Here is a 16,192-nt window from a genome sequence, read left to right as displayed (position 1 = left end):
AGCGTCTCGCCCGCGGTTCCGCATCGGGCCAGGTGCAGCGCCCTTGGGCGCGGGGGTCACGCGGCGTTGCGCCGGGCATGGGCGCGCACCGCGGCCTCGATGCCGGTGAGGTCGCCGGGCAGCGTCTCGAAGCGTTCCTCGCGCTGGTACAGGTCGGCCAGGCGCGCGGGCAATGGCGGGCGGATGCCGGTGGCGCGTTCCACGGCGTCGGGGAACTTCGCCGGGTGGGCCGTGGCGGCGACGATCACCGGGATGGCGGCGTCCTCCGGCGCCAGGGCGCGGGCGGCGGCGGTGCCGACCGCGGTATGCGGGTCGGCCAGATATTGCCCGGTGGTCCACAGGTGCCGGATTTCCGCCAGCGTCCCGGCATCGTCCAGGGTGAAGCCGCGGAACAGGGCCGTGGCCTCGCGCCAGGCGGCGTCGGGCACCGGCATGCGGCCCTCGGCGCGGAAGCGGGTCATGGAGTCCGCGGTGGCGGCGCCGTCGCGGCCGAGCAGTTCGAACAGCAGGCGCTCGAAGTTCGACGACACCTGGATGTCCATGGACGGCGACAGCGAGGGTTCGACCGGCTGCGCCGACATGTCGTTGGACGCGAGGAAGCGCGCCAGGATGTCGTTGCGGTTGGACCCGATGATGAAGTGGCTGATCGGCAGCCCCATCCGCCGCGCCACCCAGGCTGCCAGCACATTGCCGAAATTGCCGGTGGGCACGCTGACCGCGACCTCGCGGTCCGGCGCGCCGAGCGCCAGCGCGGCGGCGGCGTAGTAGGGCACCTGGGCGGCGATGCGCGCCCAGTTGATGGAATTCACCGCCGACAAGCGCATCTCGGTGCGGAAGGGCGCGTCGTTGAACATCGCCTTCACCAGGTCCTGGCAGGCGTCGAAATCGCCCTTCACCGCGATGTTCTTCACGTTGGGCGCCAGCACGGAGGTCATCTGCCGGCGCTGAACCTCGCTGGTGCGGCCCTCGGGATGCAGGATGACGATGTCGATGGCGGCGCGGTCGCGACAGGCCTCGATGGCGGCGGAACCGGTATCGCCGCTGGTCGCGCCGACGATCGTCACGCGTTCCCCGCGCTTGTCCAGCACGTGGTCGAACATGCGGCCGAGCAGTTGCAGCGCCATGTCCTTGAAGGCGAGCGTGGGCCCGTGGAACAGCTCCAGCGCGAAGCAGCGGTGATCCAATTGCACCAGCGGCACCACCGCCGGGTGGCCGAAGCCGGCATAGGCCTCGTCGCACATCGCCTGCAGCGGCATGGCGCCGGCACCGAACAGCGCCAGGATGCGCGCCGCCAGCGCCGGATAGGGCAGGCCGCGCATCGCACGCCATTCGGCGGGGCTGAGCACCGGCCACGCCTCCGGCACGAACAGCCCGCCATCCTCGGCGAGGCCCGCCAGCAGGACCGCTTCGAAATCGCGCGGGGCGGCCTGCCCGCGGGTGGAGATGTAGCGCATGGCGCGTCTTTACCGGCTGCGGGCCGGGACGGCGAGGGGGCGCCGCGCTATCCTTCCGCGACACGGAGGACCCGCCATGACCGCTGCCCCATCCCCGGCCTGGGAAATGCACCTGCACGAGCTGCCCTCCGGCACGCTGGAGGTCTTCACGATGGGCGCCGGGCATCCGCTGGTGCTGCTGCCCTCGCTGGGCCGCGGGCAGGAGGATTTCGACGGCATCGCGCCGCTGCTGGTGGCCGGCGGGCTGCGGCTGATCCGCCCGGAGCCGCGCGGTATCGGCCGGTCCGACCCGCTGCGCGCGGGCGCCACCCTGCACGACATGGCGGCCGACGTGATCGCCGCCATGCAGGCCGAGCGCATCGGCCCGGCGCTGGTCGCCGGCCACGCGGCGGGCAATTGGGTCGCGCGCATCATCACCCATGCGCGCCCGGACCTGGTGGCCGGCTGCGCCATGCTGGCCGCCGTCACCGGCACCACGGTGCGGCCCGAGATCAGCGCCGCCATCGCCGGCAGCTTCGACACCGACCTGCCCGCGGCCGAGCGGCTGGAGCACCTGCGCCGCGGCTATTTCGCGCCAGGGAATGATGCGTCGGTCTGGCTGGAGGGCTGGCACAAGGATGTCGCGCTGGCGCAGCGCGCGGCGCGCGAGGCGACCACCGACCGCGCCTGGCTGCGCGCGGCGGAGAACCGCCCGCTGCTGTATGTCGCGGCGGCCGAGGACGCGATCGCAGCGCCGCCTTCCGAGGACGAATTGCGCGACGCCCTCGGCCCGCAGGTGACGCGCGTGGTGATCGACCGCGCCGGCCACGCGCTGCTGCCCGAGCAGCCGGAAGCGACGGCCGCCGCGCTGGTCGCCTTCGCGCGGCGGATCTTCAGCGCAGCTTGATGTCGATGCGCACCAGGTCGCCGCGGTAGATCCCGTCGGCGACCAGCAGCAGCACGCCGCGCGCATCCACCGCCGCGCGGCGCACATGCGCGATCGGCGCGTTCAATGGGATGCGCAGGGCGGCGGCGGTCTCGACATCGGCGCTGCCGATGGTCAGCACCTGGCGCGCATCGGCCACGCGCACGCCGGGAATGGCGGCGACCAGCTTCAGCGCGGTGCGGCTGCGCAGCTCGTCGTCGGAGACCTTCGGGCGCAGGCGTTCATCCAGGTACACATCGGCCAGCAGGAAGGGCGCGCCGTCGCGCCAGTGGCGGCGGCGGATATGGCTGTAGCGCGCGGCAGGGCGGCCGAGATCGACGAGCGGCAGGTCGGCCGCGTCGATTCCGGGTGTCTCGGACAGGATTTCGATGCGCGCACCCTCGCGAGAGCGCAGCAGGCCGGACCAGTCGGTCTCGACCTCGCACCACAGGCGGTTCGCCGCCGGCGTCGCGCGCACGAAGGTGCCGCGCGCGCGAAAGCGTTCGATCAGCCCGTCCGCTTCCAACTGATCCAGCGCCTGGCGGATGGTGGCGCGCGCCACGCCGCATTCCGCCGCCAGCTCATCCACGGTCGGAATCCGCGCGCCCGGCCGCCAGGCGCCCTGGTCGATGCGGCGCCTGAACAGCGTGGCGAGCTGGATGTAGCGCGCCACCGCGCTGCGGCTGAAGTCGACGGCGGCGCTAGGCGGCGGCATTGACGAAGGGGCGCCCGGCGCGGAAGGCCTCGATGTCGTCGATGATGCGCGCCACCAGCGCGGCCCGCGTCTCGATGGTGAGCGAGGCGGAATGCGGCGCCAGCACCACGTTGTCGAGCGCGAGGAAGCGCGGGTCGAGGCCCGGTTCGCGCGCGAAGACATCGAGCCCCGCGCCAGCGATGCCGCGCGATTCCAGCGCATCGAGCAACGCCGCTTCATCCACCACCGACCCGCGCGCGATGTTCACCAGCACGCCGCGCGCACCCAGCGCCGCCAACACGCTGGCATCCACCATCCGGTCGGTGCCGGCACCGCCGGGCGTGGCCAGGATCAGCACGTCGGAGCGTTCCGCCAGCGCGCGGATATCGGCGACGTAGGGCCAGGGCTGGTCGGGCTTCGCCCGGGGCCCGGTCCACGCCACATCCATGCCGAGGCCCGCGCAGCGCCGCGCAATGGCCTGCCCGATCCGCCCGAGCCCGACCACCCCCGCCGCCTTGCGGTGCAGGCTGATGCCCAGGCCCATGCGCTCGCTGTTCCAGCGCCCGGCGCGCACGAAGCGGTCGGCTTCCGCGACACGGCGCGCGGCGGCGTACATCAGGCCGATCGCGGCATCGGCCACGTCCTCGGTCATCACGTCGGGCGTATAGGCCACGGCGATGCCGCGGCGCGCGGCGGCGGGCAGGTCGATGCGTTCCAGCCCCGCACCCTGCGAGGACAGCAGGCCGAGGTCCGGCAGCCGCGCGAAATGCGCTTCGCCCGCGCCGGCCAGGGCCATCGTGACGGCGATACGCACACCGGGATGCGTGGCACCCGGCGCGTCCTCGGCCAACGTGTAGCGGGACGCGAGCGCCGCGCGCAGGTCGGCGGGAATCGCGGAGAGCAGCAGGATGGTCTCGGTCATTCGGCGCGGATCCCGGCGGCTTCGATCACCTGTTTCCAGCGCGCGCTCTCGGCGGCGATGGTGGCGGCGAGTTCCTCGGGCGTCGAGGGTGTCGCTTCCTCGCCCAGCGCCTCCATGCGCGCGCGATAGGCGGGGTCGTTCAGGATGCCGACGATCGCCGCGTTCAGCCGCGCGATGGCGGGTGCCGGCGTGCCCGCGGTGGTCGCGATGTAGTTGAACGGCGCGGCATCGAAGCCCGGCAACGTCTCGGCCAGCGCCGGCAGGTCGGGGGCGAGCGCGGACCGCTGCGGCGTGGTGACGCCGAGCGCGCGGAGGTTCCCCGCGCGCGACGGCGGCAACAGGATGGACAGCGTATCCAGCGCCATGCTGACCGTGCCGCCCAGCAGGTCGGTCAGCGCCGGCCCGGTGCCGCGATAGGGCACATGCGTGATGTCCACCTGCGCCATGAACTTCAGCAATTCACCCGCGAGATGCGAGGACGACCCGATGCCCGAGGACGCGAAGGACAACCGCCCCGGCTGCGCGCGCGCCAGTGCGATGAGCTCCGCGACATCGCGCGCCGGGATCGACGGATGCACCGCGAACAGGTTCGGCGCGCGCTTGTAGCCCGACACCGGCGCGAAATCCCGCACCGGGTCGTAGGGCACGGAGCGCATCAGCCAGGGGTTGATGATCTGCGGCCCGGGCGTGCCGTACAGCAGCGTCAGCCCATCGGGCGCGGCGCGCGCCACCGCCTGCGCGCCGATGGTGGCGCCACCGCCTGGCCGGTTGTCCACCACCACCGGCTGGCCGAGCGCGGCACCGAGCGGTTCGGCCAGCATGCGCGCGGAGGCATCGGCCGACCCACCGGCGGCGAAGGGCACGACCAGGCGCAGCGGGCGGGCGGGAAAGGCCGGCTGCGCCAGCGCGGGCAGCGGCAGCGCGACAGCGGCAAGCAGCGTGCGGCGATGCAGTCTCATTCGATGGTGATCCTCTGTGCTTCGATCACGCCGCGCCAGCGGGCGATCTCATCCTGGACCATGGTTGCCAGCGCGGCTGGCGTGCCGCCGAGCGGCTCGGCGCCAAGGGCTTCGAAGCGCGCACGGATGGCAGGGTCCGCCAGCACGCGGTTCACCGCGGCGTTGAGCGCGGCGATCGCCTCCGGCGGCGTGCGGGACGCCACGACCAGGTAGTTGAACGATGCGTCGTGGAAGCCCGGCACCGTGGCGGCGATGGTCGGCAACTCGGGTGCGGCCGCCGCGGGGTCGCGCGTGCTGACGGCGAGTGCGCGCAGCCGGCCCTCGCGCACCAGGGGCAGCAGTGCGGCCGCGGTGTCCATCACCATGTCGACGCGCCCGGCCATGAGGTCCTGCACGCCCGGCGCCGTGCCGCGATAGGGCACGTGCAGCAATTCGATGCCCGCCAGCTGCGCGAACAACGCACCGGCCAGATGCGCCGAGGACCCGATGCCCGAACTCGCATAGGTGATGCCGCCGGGCCGCGCCTTCGCCAGCGCGATCAGCCCCGCCACGTCGCGCGCCGGGAAATCCGGGCGCACCACGAGCAGCTTCGGCGCGCGCATCAGCGCGACAACGAGGGAAAAATCCGCCATCGCGTCATAGGGGATGTTGCGCATCATCAGCGGGTTCAGGATCTGGATCGGCGGCGGGCAATAGAGCAGCGTCAGCCCATCCGCCGGCCCACGCGCCACCATGATGGCGGCGACGGTGCCGGTGCCGCCGGGGCGGTTCTCCACGATCACGGGCTGGCCGAGGATCGCGCCCATCGGATCGGCGATGATGCGCGCCAGCGTATCCGCGGTGCCGCCCGGCGCGAGCGGGACGATGATGCGCAGCGGCCGCGCCGGCTGCCAGGCCTGCGCATGGGCGGGGCCGGCGGCGAGCGCGGCGGCCAGGAATGTCCTGCGATGCATGGCGCGCTACTCCAGCCGCATCCCGGTGGCGCGCACGACATCGCCCCAGGAATCGTAGGCGCCGCGGATGAAGGCGGCGAATTCCTCCGGCGTGCTGCCGACGATGCGCCCGCCCTGGCCGAGCAGCACGCGCCGCGTCTCGGCATCCTCCAGCGCGGCCTTGGTCGCGGCGTGCAGGATCGCAACGCGATCGGCCGGGATGCCGGCGGGGCCGAGCACGCCGTACCAGGTCTCGCTGACGAAGCCCGGCACGCCGGCTTCCACTGCCGTCGGCACGTCCGGCAAGAGCTCCAGCCGCTGCGGCGCGGTGATGGCCAGCGCCGGCACGCTGCCCGCGCGCACATGCGTCAGCAACGCCGGCACGTCGGCCGCCAGGATGTTGATGCGCCCGGCCAGCAGTTCCGTCACCGCTGGCGCGGCGCCGCGGAAGGGCACATGCGTGAGGTCGATGCCCGCGCGCAGCTTGAACAGCTCGCCCGCCAGATGCAGCGAGGAGCCGATGCCCGCCGAGCCGTAGGTCAGCTGCCCCGGCCGCGCCTTCGCCATGGCGACCAGCTCCGCCAGGGTGCGCGGCCCGAGGCCCGGTGCGGTGGCGACGATCTGCGGCACGCCCAGCACCTGCGTGATCGGCGAGAGATCGCGCCGCGGGTCATAGGGCATGTTCGGCTGCAGATGCGGCAGGATGACCATGGCGCCACTGCTGGCGAGCACCAGCGTCTGCCCGTCCGGGCGCGACTTCGCGACATGCTCCACGCCGATCAGCCCGGCCGCGCCGGCGCGCGCCTCGACGATCACGGGCTTGCCGAGGCGTTCGCCCATCACGCGCCCGATGGTGCGCGCGATCAGGTCGGCGGGCCCGCCGGCGGCGAAGGGCACGACAAGGCGTACCGGCTGGTCGGGAAAGGCCTGCGCCTGCGCGCGGCCGACCAGCGCCGGCAGCACGATGGCGGTGAGAGCGGTCCGTCTGCGGATCATGATGTTGTTTCCTCCCGGGTGTCGTCAGTGTCAGCCTGGCGGTGGCTGGTCGAACAATCCTTCGGCCGGCGCGGCCAGTTGCGGCGCGGCGTTGTCGGGCAGCGGGATCTCGTGCGCGTTCAGCGTCATCGCGACCATGGAGTAGTAGCCGACCAGCGCGGTCAGCTCGACCACGCCCTTGACGCCGAAGCGCTGCGTGACCTGGGCGTGCAGCGCCGCGGGCACGGTGCCGTCGCGCAGCAGCAGGCGGGTGTAGTCATAGACCAGCGCGTCGTCAGGCTGCGCGAAGCGCGGCGGCGCGCCATCGCGGATGGCGGCGATGATGTCGGCTTCGACGCCGGCATCGGCGGCGGCCTGCGCGTGGACGGTCCATTCCACCTGCGCCGACCAGCGACGTCCCGTGACGATGATGGCGAGTTCCGACAGCCGCTTGCCGAGCGACGTGCCGAAGCGCAGCGATTCCCCCAGCGACGACCAGGCGCGCGCGAGGTCGGGCGCATGGATCGCCGCGCGCAGCGGCCCCACCACGCGCCCGCGCGGGCCGGAGACGACGCGGTCCCAGACCTCGCGCTGCGCGTCATCGACCAGGTCGTCGCGCGTGGAGGGCAGCGGGATGCGCGGCATGTCAGCCATCCACCACGGGCGTGGCGAGCATCGACGGGCGTTCGCGGAAGCGCGCCTGCCAGGCGGCGTAGCGCGGCGCGCGGTCGCGCCAGCCCAGGTCGGCGAAACGGAAATCCATGTAGTCGCCGGCAATGGCGAAGGTGATCTGCGCGATGCCGGCGGGTGTGGCGGCGATCGCGTCGATCTCGGCATCGATGGCGCGCAGCGCGGAGTCGGCCTTCACCGCGAAGGCGTCCAGCAGGGCGGCGGGCGGTGCGGCCTTGGCGCGTTCACCGCGCCACAGGATCAGCAGGTCGAGGAAGCCGGTCGCCAACGCATGGCGGCGCAGTTCGGTGAAGCGCGCCGGCCCCGCCGCCGGGACCATCCGCCCACCACCGCCCAGGCTGTCGAGATATTCGATGATGACGGCGCTGTCGTACAGCACGGTGCCGTCCTCGAGCACCAGCGTCGGGATCTTGCCGAGCGGATTGTCAGGCAGCAGTTCCGGCGCGACCTTGTCCATCGCGACCACGGTGCGCACGGTCGTGATGCGATCCACCACGCCCAGTTCATGCGCCGCCACCATCACCTTCCGCACGAAGGGCGATCGCGGCGACCAGTGCAGCTTCATCATCCTTGGCGATCCCCCTTGCCTCGTTAGGTCATATGTATGACTTTAGCGCGGGCGTCACGCACGTCCAGGGAGGAAGGAACGGCCGCACGGATGCCGATCACCTATGACGCCGTGAAGGCGCTCTCGGCGCAGCTCTACGACTGGTCGCTGCGGCGCGTGCCGCCGGATACGCTGGCCGGGCTGGAGACCGCGCTCGCCAGCGAGACGCAGGATGGTGCGCGCCAGGTGCTGCGCATGATGCTCGGTTCCGCCCGCAAGGCCGAGGCGGAGGACCGCTTCGTCTGCTCCGACGCCGGCGTGCCCGTGTTCCATGTCACGATCGGCACCGCGGCGCGGCTCGATGGCGACATCAAGGCCGCGATCAGCGACGGCTTCGACGAACTGGTCGAACGCATCAGCCCGCCCTTGCTCAAGCACGTGACCAATCCGCTGACCAACGAACGCGGCTACAAGGGCCGCGACATGCCCCTCGTCACCTGGGATGTCGCCGGCGGCGCCGACTGGGTCGAGATCCTGTGCCAGCCCAAGGCGCTCGGTTCGGGCCGCTGGGCGGCGCTGGAGACCTTCTCCTTCCCCAGCCTCGCGCAGATCGAGGCGTACGTGATGAAGGTGGTGATGCAGGCGGGGTCGCAGCATTGCCCGCCGGTGATCATCGGCGTGGGCATCGGTGGCAGTTTCGATGTCGCCGCGCGCATCGCCTCGAAGGCGACGATGCGCGCCATCGGCACCACCAACCCCGAACCCGTGCTGGCGGCGATGGAACAGCGCCTGCTGCGCGCGGTGAACGCCACCGGCTTCGGGCCGATGGGCACGGGCGGCGACACCACCGCGCTGGCGGTGCATGTCGATTACGCCTCGGGCCACGGCTACACGCCGGTCGCGGTCTGCTTCAACTGCTGGATCAACCGGCGCACGCGCGCGCGCATCCACAACGACGGCCGCGTGGAGCGCATGGAATGAGAACCATCCGCTTCCCCATGTCGCGCGAGGACGCCCGCAGCCTCAGCGCCGGCGACATGATCCTGGCGGATGGCGAGATCGTCATCACCGCCGGCCTGCCCACCATCCAGCGCCTGGTCGCCTGCGCCGACGAAGCGCGCGACCCGCCCATCGCGCTGGACGGCGGGTCGCTGTTCCACCTTGGCTCCTACAGCCAGGACACCGCGGATGGCGGGCTGGAAATCCTTTATATGAACCCGACCACCAGCACGCGCTTCAACCCGCTGATGCCGCGGCTGATCCGCCACTTCGGCCTGACCGCGGTGGGCGGCAAGGGCGGCCTCGATGCCGGCTGCGTGGACGCGATGGCCGAGGTCGGCTGCGTCTACCTGTCGTTCCTCGGCGGCGGCGCGCCGCTGCATTCCGCCGCGATCAAGGCGGTGCGCGCGGTCGCCTATCCCGACCTGGTGGCGCATTACCGCCTGGTTCGCCTCGCCGTCGAAGGGCTCGGGCCGCTGACCGTCGGCATCGACACGCATGGCAACAGCCTGTTCGACACGCTCCAGCAGCAGGCCGCTGACCGCATGCCCGACATCCTCGCGCGCCTCGCTGCCGAGCGCGCCGCATCGTGACGGAGACCGCCATGCCCGACACCCCCTGGCCGCCCGGCATCGAACCCGTGGTGCCCGTGCCCGGCTACCCGAATACCTGGACGCATACGCCCGCGCGCGCGCCGTTCCCGCGCGCGCCGGGTGCGACGGAACACAGCGCGCCCGCGGCGCTGCACCGCAAGCTCGCGACCGGCGAGGCGAACCTCGCGGAACGCAGCAAGGGCAGACCCGCCATCGGCCAGTTGATGGAGATTTCCGGCCGCATCCTCGATGAAGCTGGCCGCCCCGTGGTGGGTGCCATCGTCGAGCTGTGGCAGGCCAATGCCGCCGGCCGCTACGCGCATGCCATCGACACCTCCGCCGCGCCGCTCGACCCCAACTTCGAAGGCCATGGCCGCATCCGCAGCGATGCCGATGGCCGCTACGCCTTCACCACCATCAAGCCCGGCGCCTATGCCGTGCCGGTGCAGGAGACCTGGTGGCGCCCGCCGCACCTGCATTTCTCGGTCTTCGGCCCGTCCTGCCTGTCGCGCCTGGTGACGCAGATGTACTTCCCCGGCGACCCGCTGAACGACATCGACCGCATCCTGCAATCCATCCCGGATGCAGCGGCGCGGTCGCGCATGGTGGCGCGGATGCTGCCGCCGGCCTCGGTCGGGTCCGTCCACCTCGGCTTCACGCACGACATCGTGCTGCGCGGCCGCTTCGCGACGCCGGAGGGCTGAGACGATGCATCCCACCTCCCAGCAGACCATCGGCCCGTTCTTCCCGCGCGGATTCATCGGCCCGGCCGAGCACGACCTGACGCGCGTGACAGCCGATGCCGAACCCACCACGCAGGGCGAGGCGGTGATGCTGCGCGGCAGCGTCACGCGCGCCGGCGGCGTGCCCTGCGTCAACGCCATCCTGGAGATGTGGCAGGCCGATGCGGCGGGCCGCTTCGGTGCCGACCCGGCCTTCCTCGGCTGGGGCCGCGCCTTCACCGATGCCGAGGGACGCTACGCCTTCCGCACGGTGATCCCGGGCGGCTTCACCGACGCCACCGGCACGCGCGCGCCGCACGCCAACATCACGGTGATGGGTGCCGGGCTGATGCGCCGCGTGCTGACCACGGTGTTCTTCCCCGGCTTCGAGACCGAAGCCGATCCGGTCATGGCCGCGGTGCCGACCGTGCTGCGCCCGCTGCTGCTGGCCGAGCCCGCGCGGCGCGAGAAGGGCCTGCGCTGCTTCCGCTTCGACATCCGCCTGCGCGGCGAGAACGAGACGCCCTTCTTCGACCTGTAGGGCGTCGCGGTGCTGCCGATGGTCCTGTCATCGGCGCGCCTATCGGCATGGCGCGCGAGGTCCGTCGGTCGCGCGCGACACCGGGCGCGCTCAGGCCGCCGTCCACCCGCCATCGACCACCACCGACGACCCGGTCATCAGCGCCGCGGCGTCGGAGCACAGGAACACGATCGCCCCCATCAGGTCCTCGACCTGGCCGAGCCGACCCAGCCGGATCATCGACAGCACCTGCGCCTTGAACGCCGCATCCTCGAAGAAGGGCTTCGTCAGTGGCGTCTCTATGAAGGTCGGGCAGAGCGTGTTCACGCGGATGCCGTGCGGTGCCAGGTCCACCGCCATCGCGCGCGCCAGGCCTTCGATCGCCCATTTCGACGCGCAGTACACGCTGCGCCGCGCACCGCCGACATGCCCCATCTGCGACGAGACATGCACGATGGCCCCGCCGATGCCCGCGGCGATCATCCCGCGCGCGACAGCCTGCGCCGCGAAGAAGGCCGCGCGCACGTTCAGTTCCATGATGGCGTCGAAATCAGCGACGGTCACATCCTGGAACGGCGCCGGGCGATTGGTGCCGGCATTGTTGACCAGCGCGTGGAACGGCCCGGCGGCTTCGATCGCGCGCGCCGCGGCATCAAGGTCCGTCACATCCAGCACCAGCCCGCGCGCCTGCCCGCCCTCGGCGCGGATGGCGGCGGCGGCCTCCTCCACCTCGGTCGCGCTGCGCGCCGCGAGCACCACCTCGGCCCCCGCCTGCGCCAGCGCCGCCGCGGCGGCCAGCCCGATGCCGCGCCCCGCGCCGGTCACCAGCGCGCGGCGACCATCCAGCCGAAACGACGGCGTCTTCGGCAGCGCCATCATTCGGCAGCCTGCCCATAGGGCACGTTGCGCCCGCCATAGCGCCGCAGGCGGATATTCGCCTGCTCCGCATGTCCGGCGAAACCCTCCAGCATGCACAGCCGCGAGCAATAGGCGCCGATCATGGCACTCGCCTCATCGGTCAGCACGCGCTGGTAGGTCACGGTCTTGAGGAACTTGCCCACCCACAGCCCGCCCGTGTAGCGCGCGGCCCCCATGGTCGGCAGCGTGTGGTTGGTGCCGATCACCTTGTCGCCATAGCTGACATTGGTGCGCGGCCCGAGGAACAGCGCGCCGTAGTTGGTCATGTGCTTCAGGAAGAAATCGTCGTCGCGCGTCATCACCTGCACATGCTCGCTGGCGATGCGGTCTGCCTCGCGCAGCATGTCGGCGCGGTCCTCGCAGACGATCACCTCGCCGTAGTCCTGCCACGCCTTGCGCGCCACCTCGGCGGTCGGCAGCACCGCGAGCAGGCGCTCGACCTCGGCCATCGTGTCGCGCGCGAGCTTCTCGGAATCGGTCAGCAGGATGGCGGGGCTGGTCGGGCCATGCTCCGCCTGGCCCAGCAGGTCGGTCGCACACAATTCGCCATCCACGCTGTCATCGGCGATCACCAGCGTCTCGGTCGGCCCGGCGAACAGGTCGATGCCGACGCGGCCGTATAATTGCCGCTTGGCCTCCGCCACATAGGCATTGCCGGGGCCGACCAGCATGTCGACGGGTTTGATGCTCTCGGTCCCCAGCGCCATCGCGCCGACGGCCTGCACGCCGCCCAGGCAATGGATCTCGTCCGCGCCCGCCAGGTGCTGCGCCGCCACGATCGCTGCCGCCGGCCGGCCATTGAAGGGCGGCGCGCAGGTGACGATGCGCGGCACCCCCGCCACCTTCGCCGTCACCACGGACATATGGGCGGAGGCCAACAGCGGATACTTGCCGCCCGGCACGTAGCAGCCCACCGAGTTCACCGGGATGTTGCGGTGCCCCAGCACCACGCCGGGCAGCGTCTCCACCTCGATGTCACGCAGCGATTCGCGCTGGTGCTGCGCGAAGTTGCGGACCTGCTCCTGCGCGAAGCGGATGTCGTCCAGCGCACGCGCCGGCAGCTCGGCCAGGCAGTCGCGGATCTCGGCATCGGTCAGGCGGAAATCGGCGCGGTCCCAGCGGTCGAACTTCACCGACATCTCGCGCACCGCGGCGTCGCCGCGCGCGGCGATGTCGGCCAGCAGCGCCTCGACCGTCGCGCGCACGGCGCCTTGCGCCGCGTCCTTCTCCGCCGCCGCAATCGATCGTTTCAGCCAGCGTGCCATGGCGGTGTCCCCTGCTTGTCAGGGGCGGACCTTGCCCCCGCATGCCGCGCGGGACAACCGTTCAGCCAGGTGCCGCCCAGCCGATTCGCCCGACCGCGCCGCAGGCCCCGCATTCCGCCTTCCAGGTGGTGTGATCGACGCCGCACGCCGCGCAGCGCCAGCGCGGCGCGCCCTGCGCATTGGCCGCCGCGCGCAGCCACTTGGCCTGGGCGGCGCGGGCATCGGCGGTGTCGCCGTGCTCGACCTCCTCAAGCTCGGCCAGCATCAGGAAGGCGCGGCGGTCGGCCGTGCGGGTCGCCACCAGCGCATCCAGCTCGCTGCGCGCCCGCCCGGTCAGCCCGGCATCGATCGCGGCGCGCGCCATCAACAGGCGGCTCTCGGGGTGTTCGCGATTGCGATGGACCAGGTCCTCCACCGCCTTCACCCGCGCCAGGCGGTCCTTCTCGCCGGCCAGCCAGGCGGCGCCGATATCGGGATGCGGCGCGGCCAGCCAGGATTGCTCCAGCACCGCCCGCGCACGCCGCCCGCCGCCGGCATCGCCCAGCCGCTTCGCATAGGCCAGCGCGCCGGGCGCGAAGCCGGCATCGGCGGCGACGGCCTGCTTCTCGAACTCGCCGGCGCGCGACGCGTCTTCCTCCTGCAGGGAGGCCGCCAGCGCCAGGGCCGCGCGCGGCGCATCCGGCGCGGCCAGCGCCAGCGCCTCGCGCCAGTCGCGCATGCGCAGGGCCAGCACCTGGCGTTCCTCGCGCAGCCAGGCGGCACCGGGCTGCGCGGCCTCGGCCTCCTTCGCCAGGCGCTGGGCGGCGGGCCAGTCCTCGCGCTGCATCGCCTGGCGCAGCAGGCCGCGCAGGCCGAGGAAGCGCGCATCGGGGCGCTCGGCCAGCGCCTTGAAGTCGATGGCGGCGGCCTCCTCGCGCCCGGCCAGGCGCTCGGCCTCGGCGGTCAGCAACAGGGTCTGCGGCGTATCGCCCAGCAGCACGCGGGCGCGCCGCACCTCGACCCGCGCGGCCTCCGCCGTGCCGGCCGCCAGCGCCACCAGGGCGCGCGTCACCGCCGCATCGCCATCGGCGCGGCGCTGCGCGCGGCGGGCGGCGCGCTGGCGGGCCGGCACCGCCGCCATCCAGCGCAACCCCGACAGCACCGCCTGCACCAGCACGAAGGCCAGTGCCAGGCCCATCACCGCGATCGGGACGGTGATGCCGATCCAGACCTCGCCGACCTCGATCTCGACCGTGCCGCCGACCTGCGCGAGCCACAGCGCAAGCCCGGTGACCGCGGCCAATCCCGTCAGCAACAGCAGGGCACGACGCATCCGCGCGCCTCAGCCGTTCGCCAGGGCCGCGTGCGCGGCACGCGCCGCCGACAGCGCGCGCGCCTGCTCGGCCCAGGGGCGCATCGCCTCCTGCGCGGCGGCGGGCAGGCGGGACAGCCGCGCCAGCGCGCCCTCCAGGTCGCCGGCATCGAGCGCGCGGCGCGCGCGTTCGATCTCGGCGGCGGCGGCATCGCCCCAGACCACCTCCTGCCCGCGGCGCACCGTGACCAGGCCGGACAGCCGCGTCACCGCGGAATCGAGCACGCCCTGGCCATCGCGCGAGGCCTCGCTGGCCGCCCGCGCGGCGCGCGCCGCATCCTCGAAGGACAGGCGCAGCGCGGGTTCGGTGGGCGGCGCGGCCTCGGCGAAGCGTACCAGCGCCGGCGGCGCGTTGGGGAAGGCGACCAGCGCCGGCCCCAGCGCCTGCCCGGCATCGAGCTTCTGGCGCAGCGCATCGAGCGCGGCGATACGCGCCGCGCGCGCCTCCAGCGCCGCGATGCGCGCCTGCGCGGCTTCAAGCGCGGCGATGCGCGCGACCAGCGCCGATTCCGCGCCACTCACGCGCTGTTGCAGCGTGCCGGCCGCGGCGGCCAGGCGCTCGCCCTCGGCCCGTTCGGCGGCAGCGAGGCGTTCGGCCAGGCTGCGCGCCAGGTCCTCGACACGGCGGATGCCCTCGGCATCGGCGGCCTGCTGCCGCGCGGCGATGGCATCCAGCCGTTCCGACAGGCGTTCGGCGCGGGTGGACAGGCCCTCGGCGGCGGCGCGCGGCGCGAAGGCCTGCGGGTCCAGCACCGGGCGCGCCTCGACCGCGGTGATCTGCGCGGCGAGCGCTTCCAGGCGTTCGGCCAGCGGGCGCAGGTCGGATGGCGGCGGCAGGGCGGCGATGCGCGCCTCGACCGGCGCGAGGTCGATGGGCGGGCGCGCCTCGATGGCGGCGATGCGCTGTTCGACCGGCGCGAGGTCCGGGATGCGGCGCTGCTCGGCGGCGGCCAGCCGGGCGGGGATCGATTCCAGCGCGGCGATGCGGGCTTCCAGCGCGGCCACCGCCGCCGCCGTCGGGTTCGGCGGCGGCGCCGGGCGCGGCGTGAGCCACAGCCAGGCCGCCGCCACCACCAGCACCGCCCCGCCCGCGACCAGCGGAATCGCGGCGGGATCGAGCAGGCGGCGGGGCGGCGGCGGCGGCGTGGGTGCGTCGGTCATGCCCGTCCTCGTGGATCAGCGGCGGGAGGTATAGCAACCGGCGCGCCCTCTGGCGCCAGCCGGTGCGGTTCAAGCCGGCGGCGCACCGAGCAGCGCAGGCAGCAGGCCGGGGTCGGGCCGCGCGGGCATCGCGACGGCGGCGAAGCGCAAGGGCGCCAGGGCCTCGGCGATGCGGGGGCTGAGCACCAGTGCGCGCATGGCCCGCGTGGCATCGGCCAGCCCGGCGCGCCGCAGCAGGGTGGCCATGATGCGCGCACCACGCGGCGAGGTGACGAGCATGGCCGCCACGCGCCCCTGCGCGATCGCCGCGCGGGCGGGTTCGGGCAGCGCGGTGGCGGGTGCGGCGGCATAGACGACGCGGCGGATCACGCGAAAGCCCCGCGCCCGCAGCGCGGCGGCCAGATCGGCGCCATAGCCGCGCCCGACCGCGAGCAGCAGCGGCCCCCCGGCGGGATCGAGCCGCGCCGCGGCCAGCGTGGCGAGCGCGGCGGCATCGCCCTGCGCGGCGGTGACATCGGCGAAGCCGCGGGCGCGCGCTTCGGCCGCGGTGCCCGCGCCGACCGCCAGCACGGGCATCGGCGTGGGC

The 16,192-nt window shown here is 73.2% G+C and carries 18 protein-coding genes; 5 read left to right on the top strand and 13 right to left on the bottom strand.

Annotation, left to right across the window (positions count from 1 at the left end; genetic code table 11):
• Positions 1-56: 56 nt before the first annotated feature.
• Entirely contained in the window at positions 57-1,454 is a 1,398-nt protein-coding gene (gene thrC / locus LQ222_RS19860; RefSeq protein ID WP_230168584.1) for a threonine synthase, read from the bottom strand.
• A 76-nt stretch (positions 1,455-1,530) separates the two neighbouring features.
• On the opposite strand from thrC, the gene LQ222_RS19855 reads away from it, so the two are divergent.
• Positions 1,531-2,340 carry an alpha/beta fold hydrolase gene (locus tag LQ222_RS19855; RefSeq protein ID WP_230168583.1) on the top strand — a complete coding sequence of 270 codons (810 nt, stop codon included), beginning with the start codon at positions 1,531-1,533 and terminating at the stop codon, positions 2,338-2,340.
• On the opposite strand, the gene LQ222_RS19850 is transcribed toward LQ222_RS19855, so the two are convergent.
• The 7 genes from LQ222_RS19850 to LQ222_RS19820 are packed head-to-tail and all read right to left on the bottom strand — an operon-like array spanning position 2,327 to position 8,098.
• Complete coding sequence (locus tag LQ222_RS19850; protein ID WP_230168582.1) at positions 2,327-3,073, bottom strand: GntR family transcriptional regulator; 747 nt, start codon at positions 3,071-3,073, stop codon at positions 2,327-2,329. The genes LQ222_RS19855 and LQ222_RS19850 overlap by 14 nt on opposite strands.
• Entirely contained in the window at positions 3,060-3,974 is a 915-nt protein-coding gene (locus LQ222_RS19845) for a 2-hydroxyacid dehydrogenase (protein WP_230168581.1), read from the bottom strand. The genes LQ222_RS19850 and LQ222_RS19845 overlap by 14 nt, the downstream gene beginning before the upstream one ends.
• Positions 3,971-4,933, bottom strand: coding sequence for a tripartite tricarboxylate transporter substrate binding protein (locus tag LQ222_RS19840; protein ID WP_230168580.1), 963 nt, complete (start codon positions 4,931-4,933; stop codon positions 3,971-3,973). Before LQ222_RS19840 ends, LQ222_RS19845 begins: the two co-directional genes overlap by 4 nt.
• A complete protein-coding gene (locus tag LQ222_RS19835) occupies positions 4,930-5,886 on the bottom strand; it encodes a tripartite tricarboxylate transporter substrate binding protein (RefSeq protein WP_230168579.1) in 957 nt (318 codons plus the stop codon). Before LQ222_RS19835 ends, LQ222_RS19840 begins: the two co-directional genes overlap by 4 nt.
• A gap of 6 nt (positions 5,887-5,892) precedes the next feature.
• Complete coding sequence (locus LQ222_RS19830; protein WP_230168578.1) at positions 5,893-6,861, bottom strand: tripartite tricarboxylate transporter substrate binding protein; 969 nt, start codon at positions 6,859-6,861, stop codon at positions 5,893-5,895.
• A 30-nt stretch (positions 6,862-6,891) separates the two neighbouring features.
• Positions 6,892-7,485: a carboxymuconolactone decarboxylase family protein gene (locus LQ222_RS19825; RefSeq protein ID WP_230168577.1), complete on the bottom strand. Its 594-nt coding sequence runs from the start codon at positions 7,483-7,485 to the stop codon at positions 6,892-6,894.
• Between the two features lies 1 nt (position 7,486).
• Complete coding sequence (locus LQ222_RS19820) at positions 7,487-8,098, bottom strand: glutathione S-transferase family protein (RefSeq protein WP_230168576.1); 612 nt, start codon at positions 8,096-8,098, stop codon at positions 7,487-7,489.
• 90 nt (positions 8,099-8,188) lie between these two features.
• On the opposite strand from LQ222_RS19820, the gene LQ222_RS19815 reads away from it, so the two are divergent.
• Genes LQ222_RS19815 through pcaG form a run of 4 tightly spaced genes read left to right on the top strand, consistent with a single transcriptional unit; the run spans position 8,189 to position 10,932 of the window.
• Entirely contained in the window at positions 8,189-9,058 is an 870-nt protein-coding gene (locus tag LQ222_RS19815) for a fumarate hydratase (protein ID WP_230168575.1), read from the top strand.
• Positions 9,055-9,669 carry a fumarate hydratase C-terminal domain-containing protein gene (locus LQ222_RS19810; protein WP_230168574.1) on the top strand — a complete coding sequence of 205 codons (615 nt, stop codon included), beginning with the start codon at positions 9,055-9,057 and terminating at the stop codon, positions 9,667-9,669. Before LQ222_RS19815 ends, LQ222_RS19810 begins: the two co-directional genes overlap by 4 nt.
• A gap of 11 nt (positions 9,670-9,680) precedes the next feature.
• Complete coding sequence (locus tag LQ222_RS19805) at positions 9,681-10,373, top strand: protocatechuate 3,4-dioxygenase subunit beta (RefSeq protein WP_230168573.1); 693 nt, start codon at positions 9,681-9,683, stop codon at positions 10,371-10,373.
• Positions 10,374-10,377: 4 nt separating this feature from the next.
• Positions 10,378-10,932 (top strand): protocatechuate 3,4-dioxygenase subunit alpha, encoded by a 555-nt coding sequence (gene pcaG, locus LQ222_RS19800; RefSeq protein WP_230168572.1) that lies wholly within the window; start codon positions 10,378-10,380, stop codon positions 10,930-10,932.
• A 90-nt stretch (positions 10,933-11,022) separates the two neighbouring features.
• Here pcaG and LQ222_RS19795 read toward each other — a convergent pair whose 3' ends face one another.
• The 5 genes from LQ222_RS19795 to LQ222_RS19775 all read right to left on the bottom strand — a co-directional run.
• Positions 11,023-11,787, bottom strand: coding sequence for an SDR family NAD(P)-dependent oxidoreductase (locus tag LQ222_RS19795; RefSeq protein WP_230168571.1), 765 nt, complete (start codon positions 11,785-11,787; stop codon positions 11,023-11,025).
• On the bottom strand, positions 11,787-13,094 hold the full coding sequence (gene hisD, locus LQ222_RS19790; RefSeq protein WP_230168570.1) for a histidinol dehydrogenase: 1,308 nt from the start codon (positions 13,092-13,094) through the stop codon (positions 11,787-11,789). Before hisD ends, LQ222_RS19795 begins: the two co-directional genes overlap by 1 nt.
• A gap of 61 nt (positions 13,095-13,155) precedes the next feature.
• Positions 13,156-14,406, bottom strand: coding sequence for a heme biosynthesis HemY N-terminal domain-containing protein (locus LQ222_RS19785; RefSeq protein WP_230168569.1), 1,251 nt, complete (start codon positions 14,404-14,406; stop codon positions 13,156-13,158).
• 9 nt (positions 14,407-14,415) lie between these two features.
• Positions 14,416-15,606: a hypothetical protein gene (locus LQ222_RS19780; protein ID WP_230168568.1), complete on the bottom strand. Its 1,191-nt coding sequence runs from the start codon at positions 15,604-15,606 to the stop codon at positions 14,416-14,418.
• A gap of 69 nt (positions 15,607-15,675) precedes the next feature.
• On the bottom strand, positions 15,676-16,192 hold a 517-nt coding region (locus tag LQ222_RS19775), incomplete at its 5' end, for a uroporphyrinogen-III synthase (RefSeq protein WP_230168567.1).

It is taken from the genome of Roseomonas sp. CECT 9278 (assembly GCF_918698155.1).
In the GTDB taxonomy this organism is placed as follows: Bacteria; Pseudomonadota; Alphaproteobacteria; order Acetobacterales; family Acetobacteraceae; genus Neoroseomonas.
This window is presented reverse-complemented; position numbering and strand designations above follow the sequence as displayed.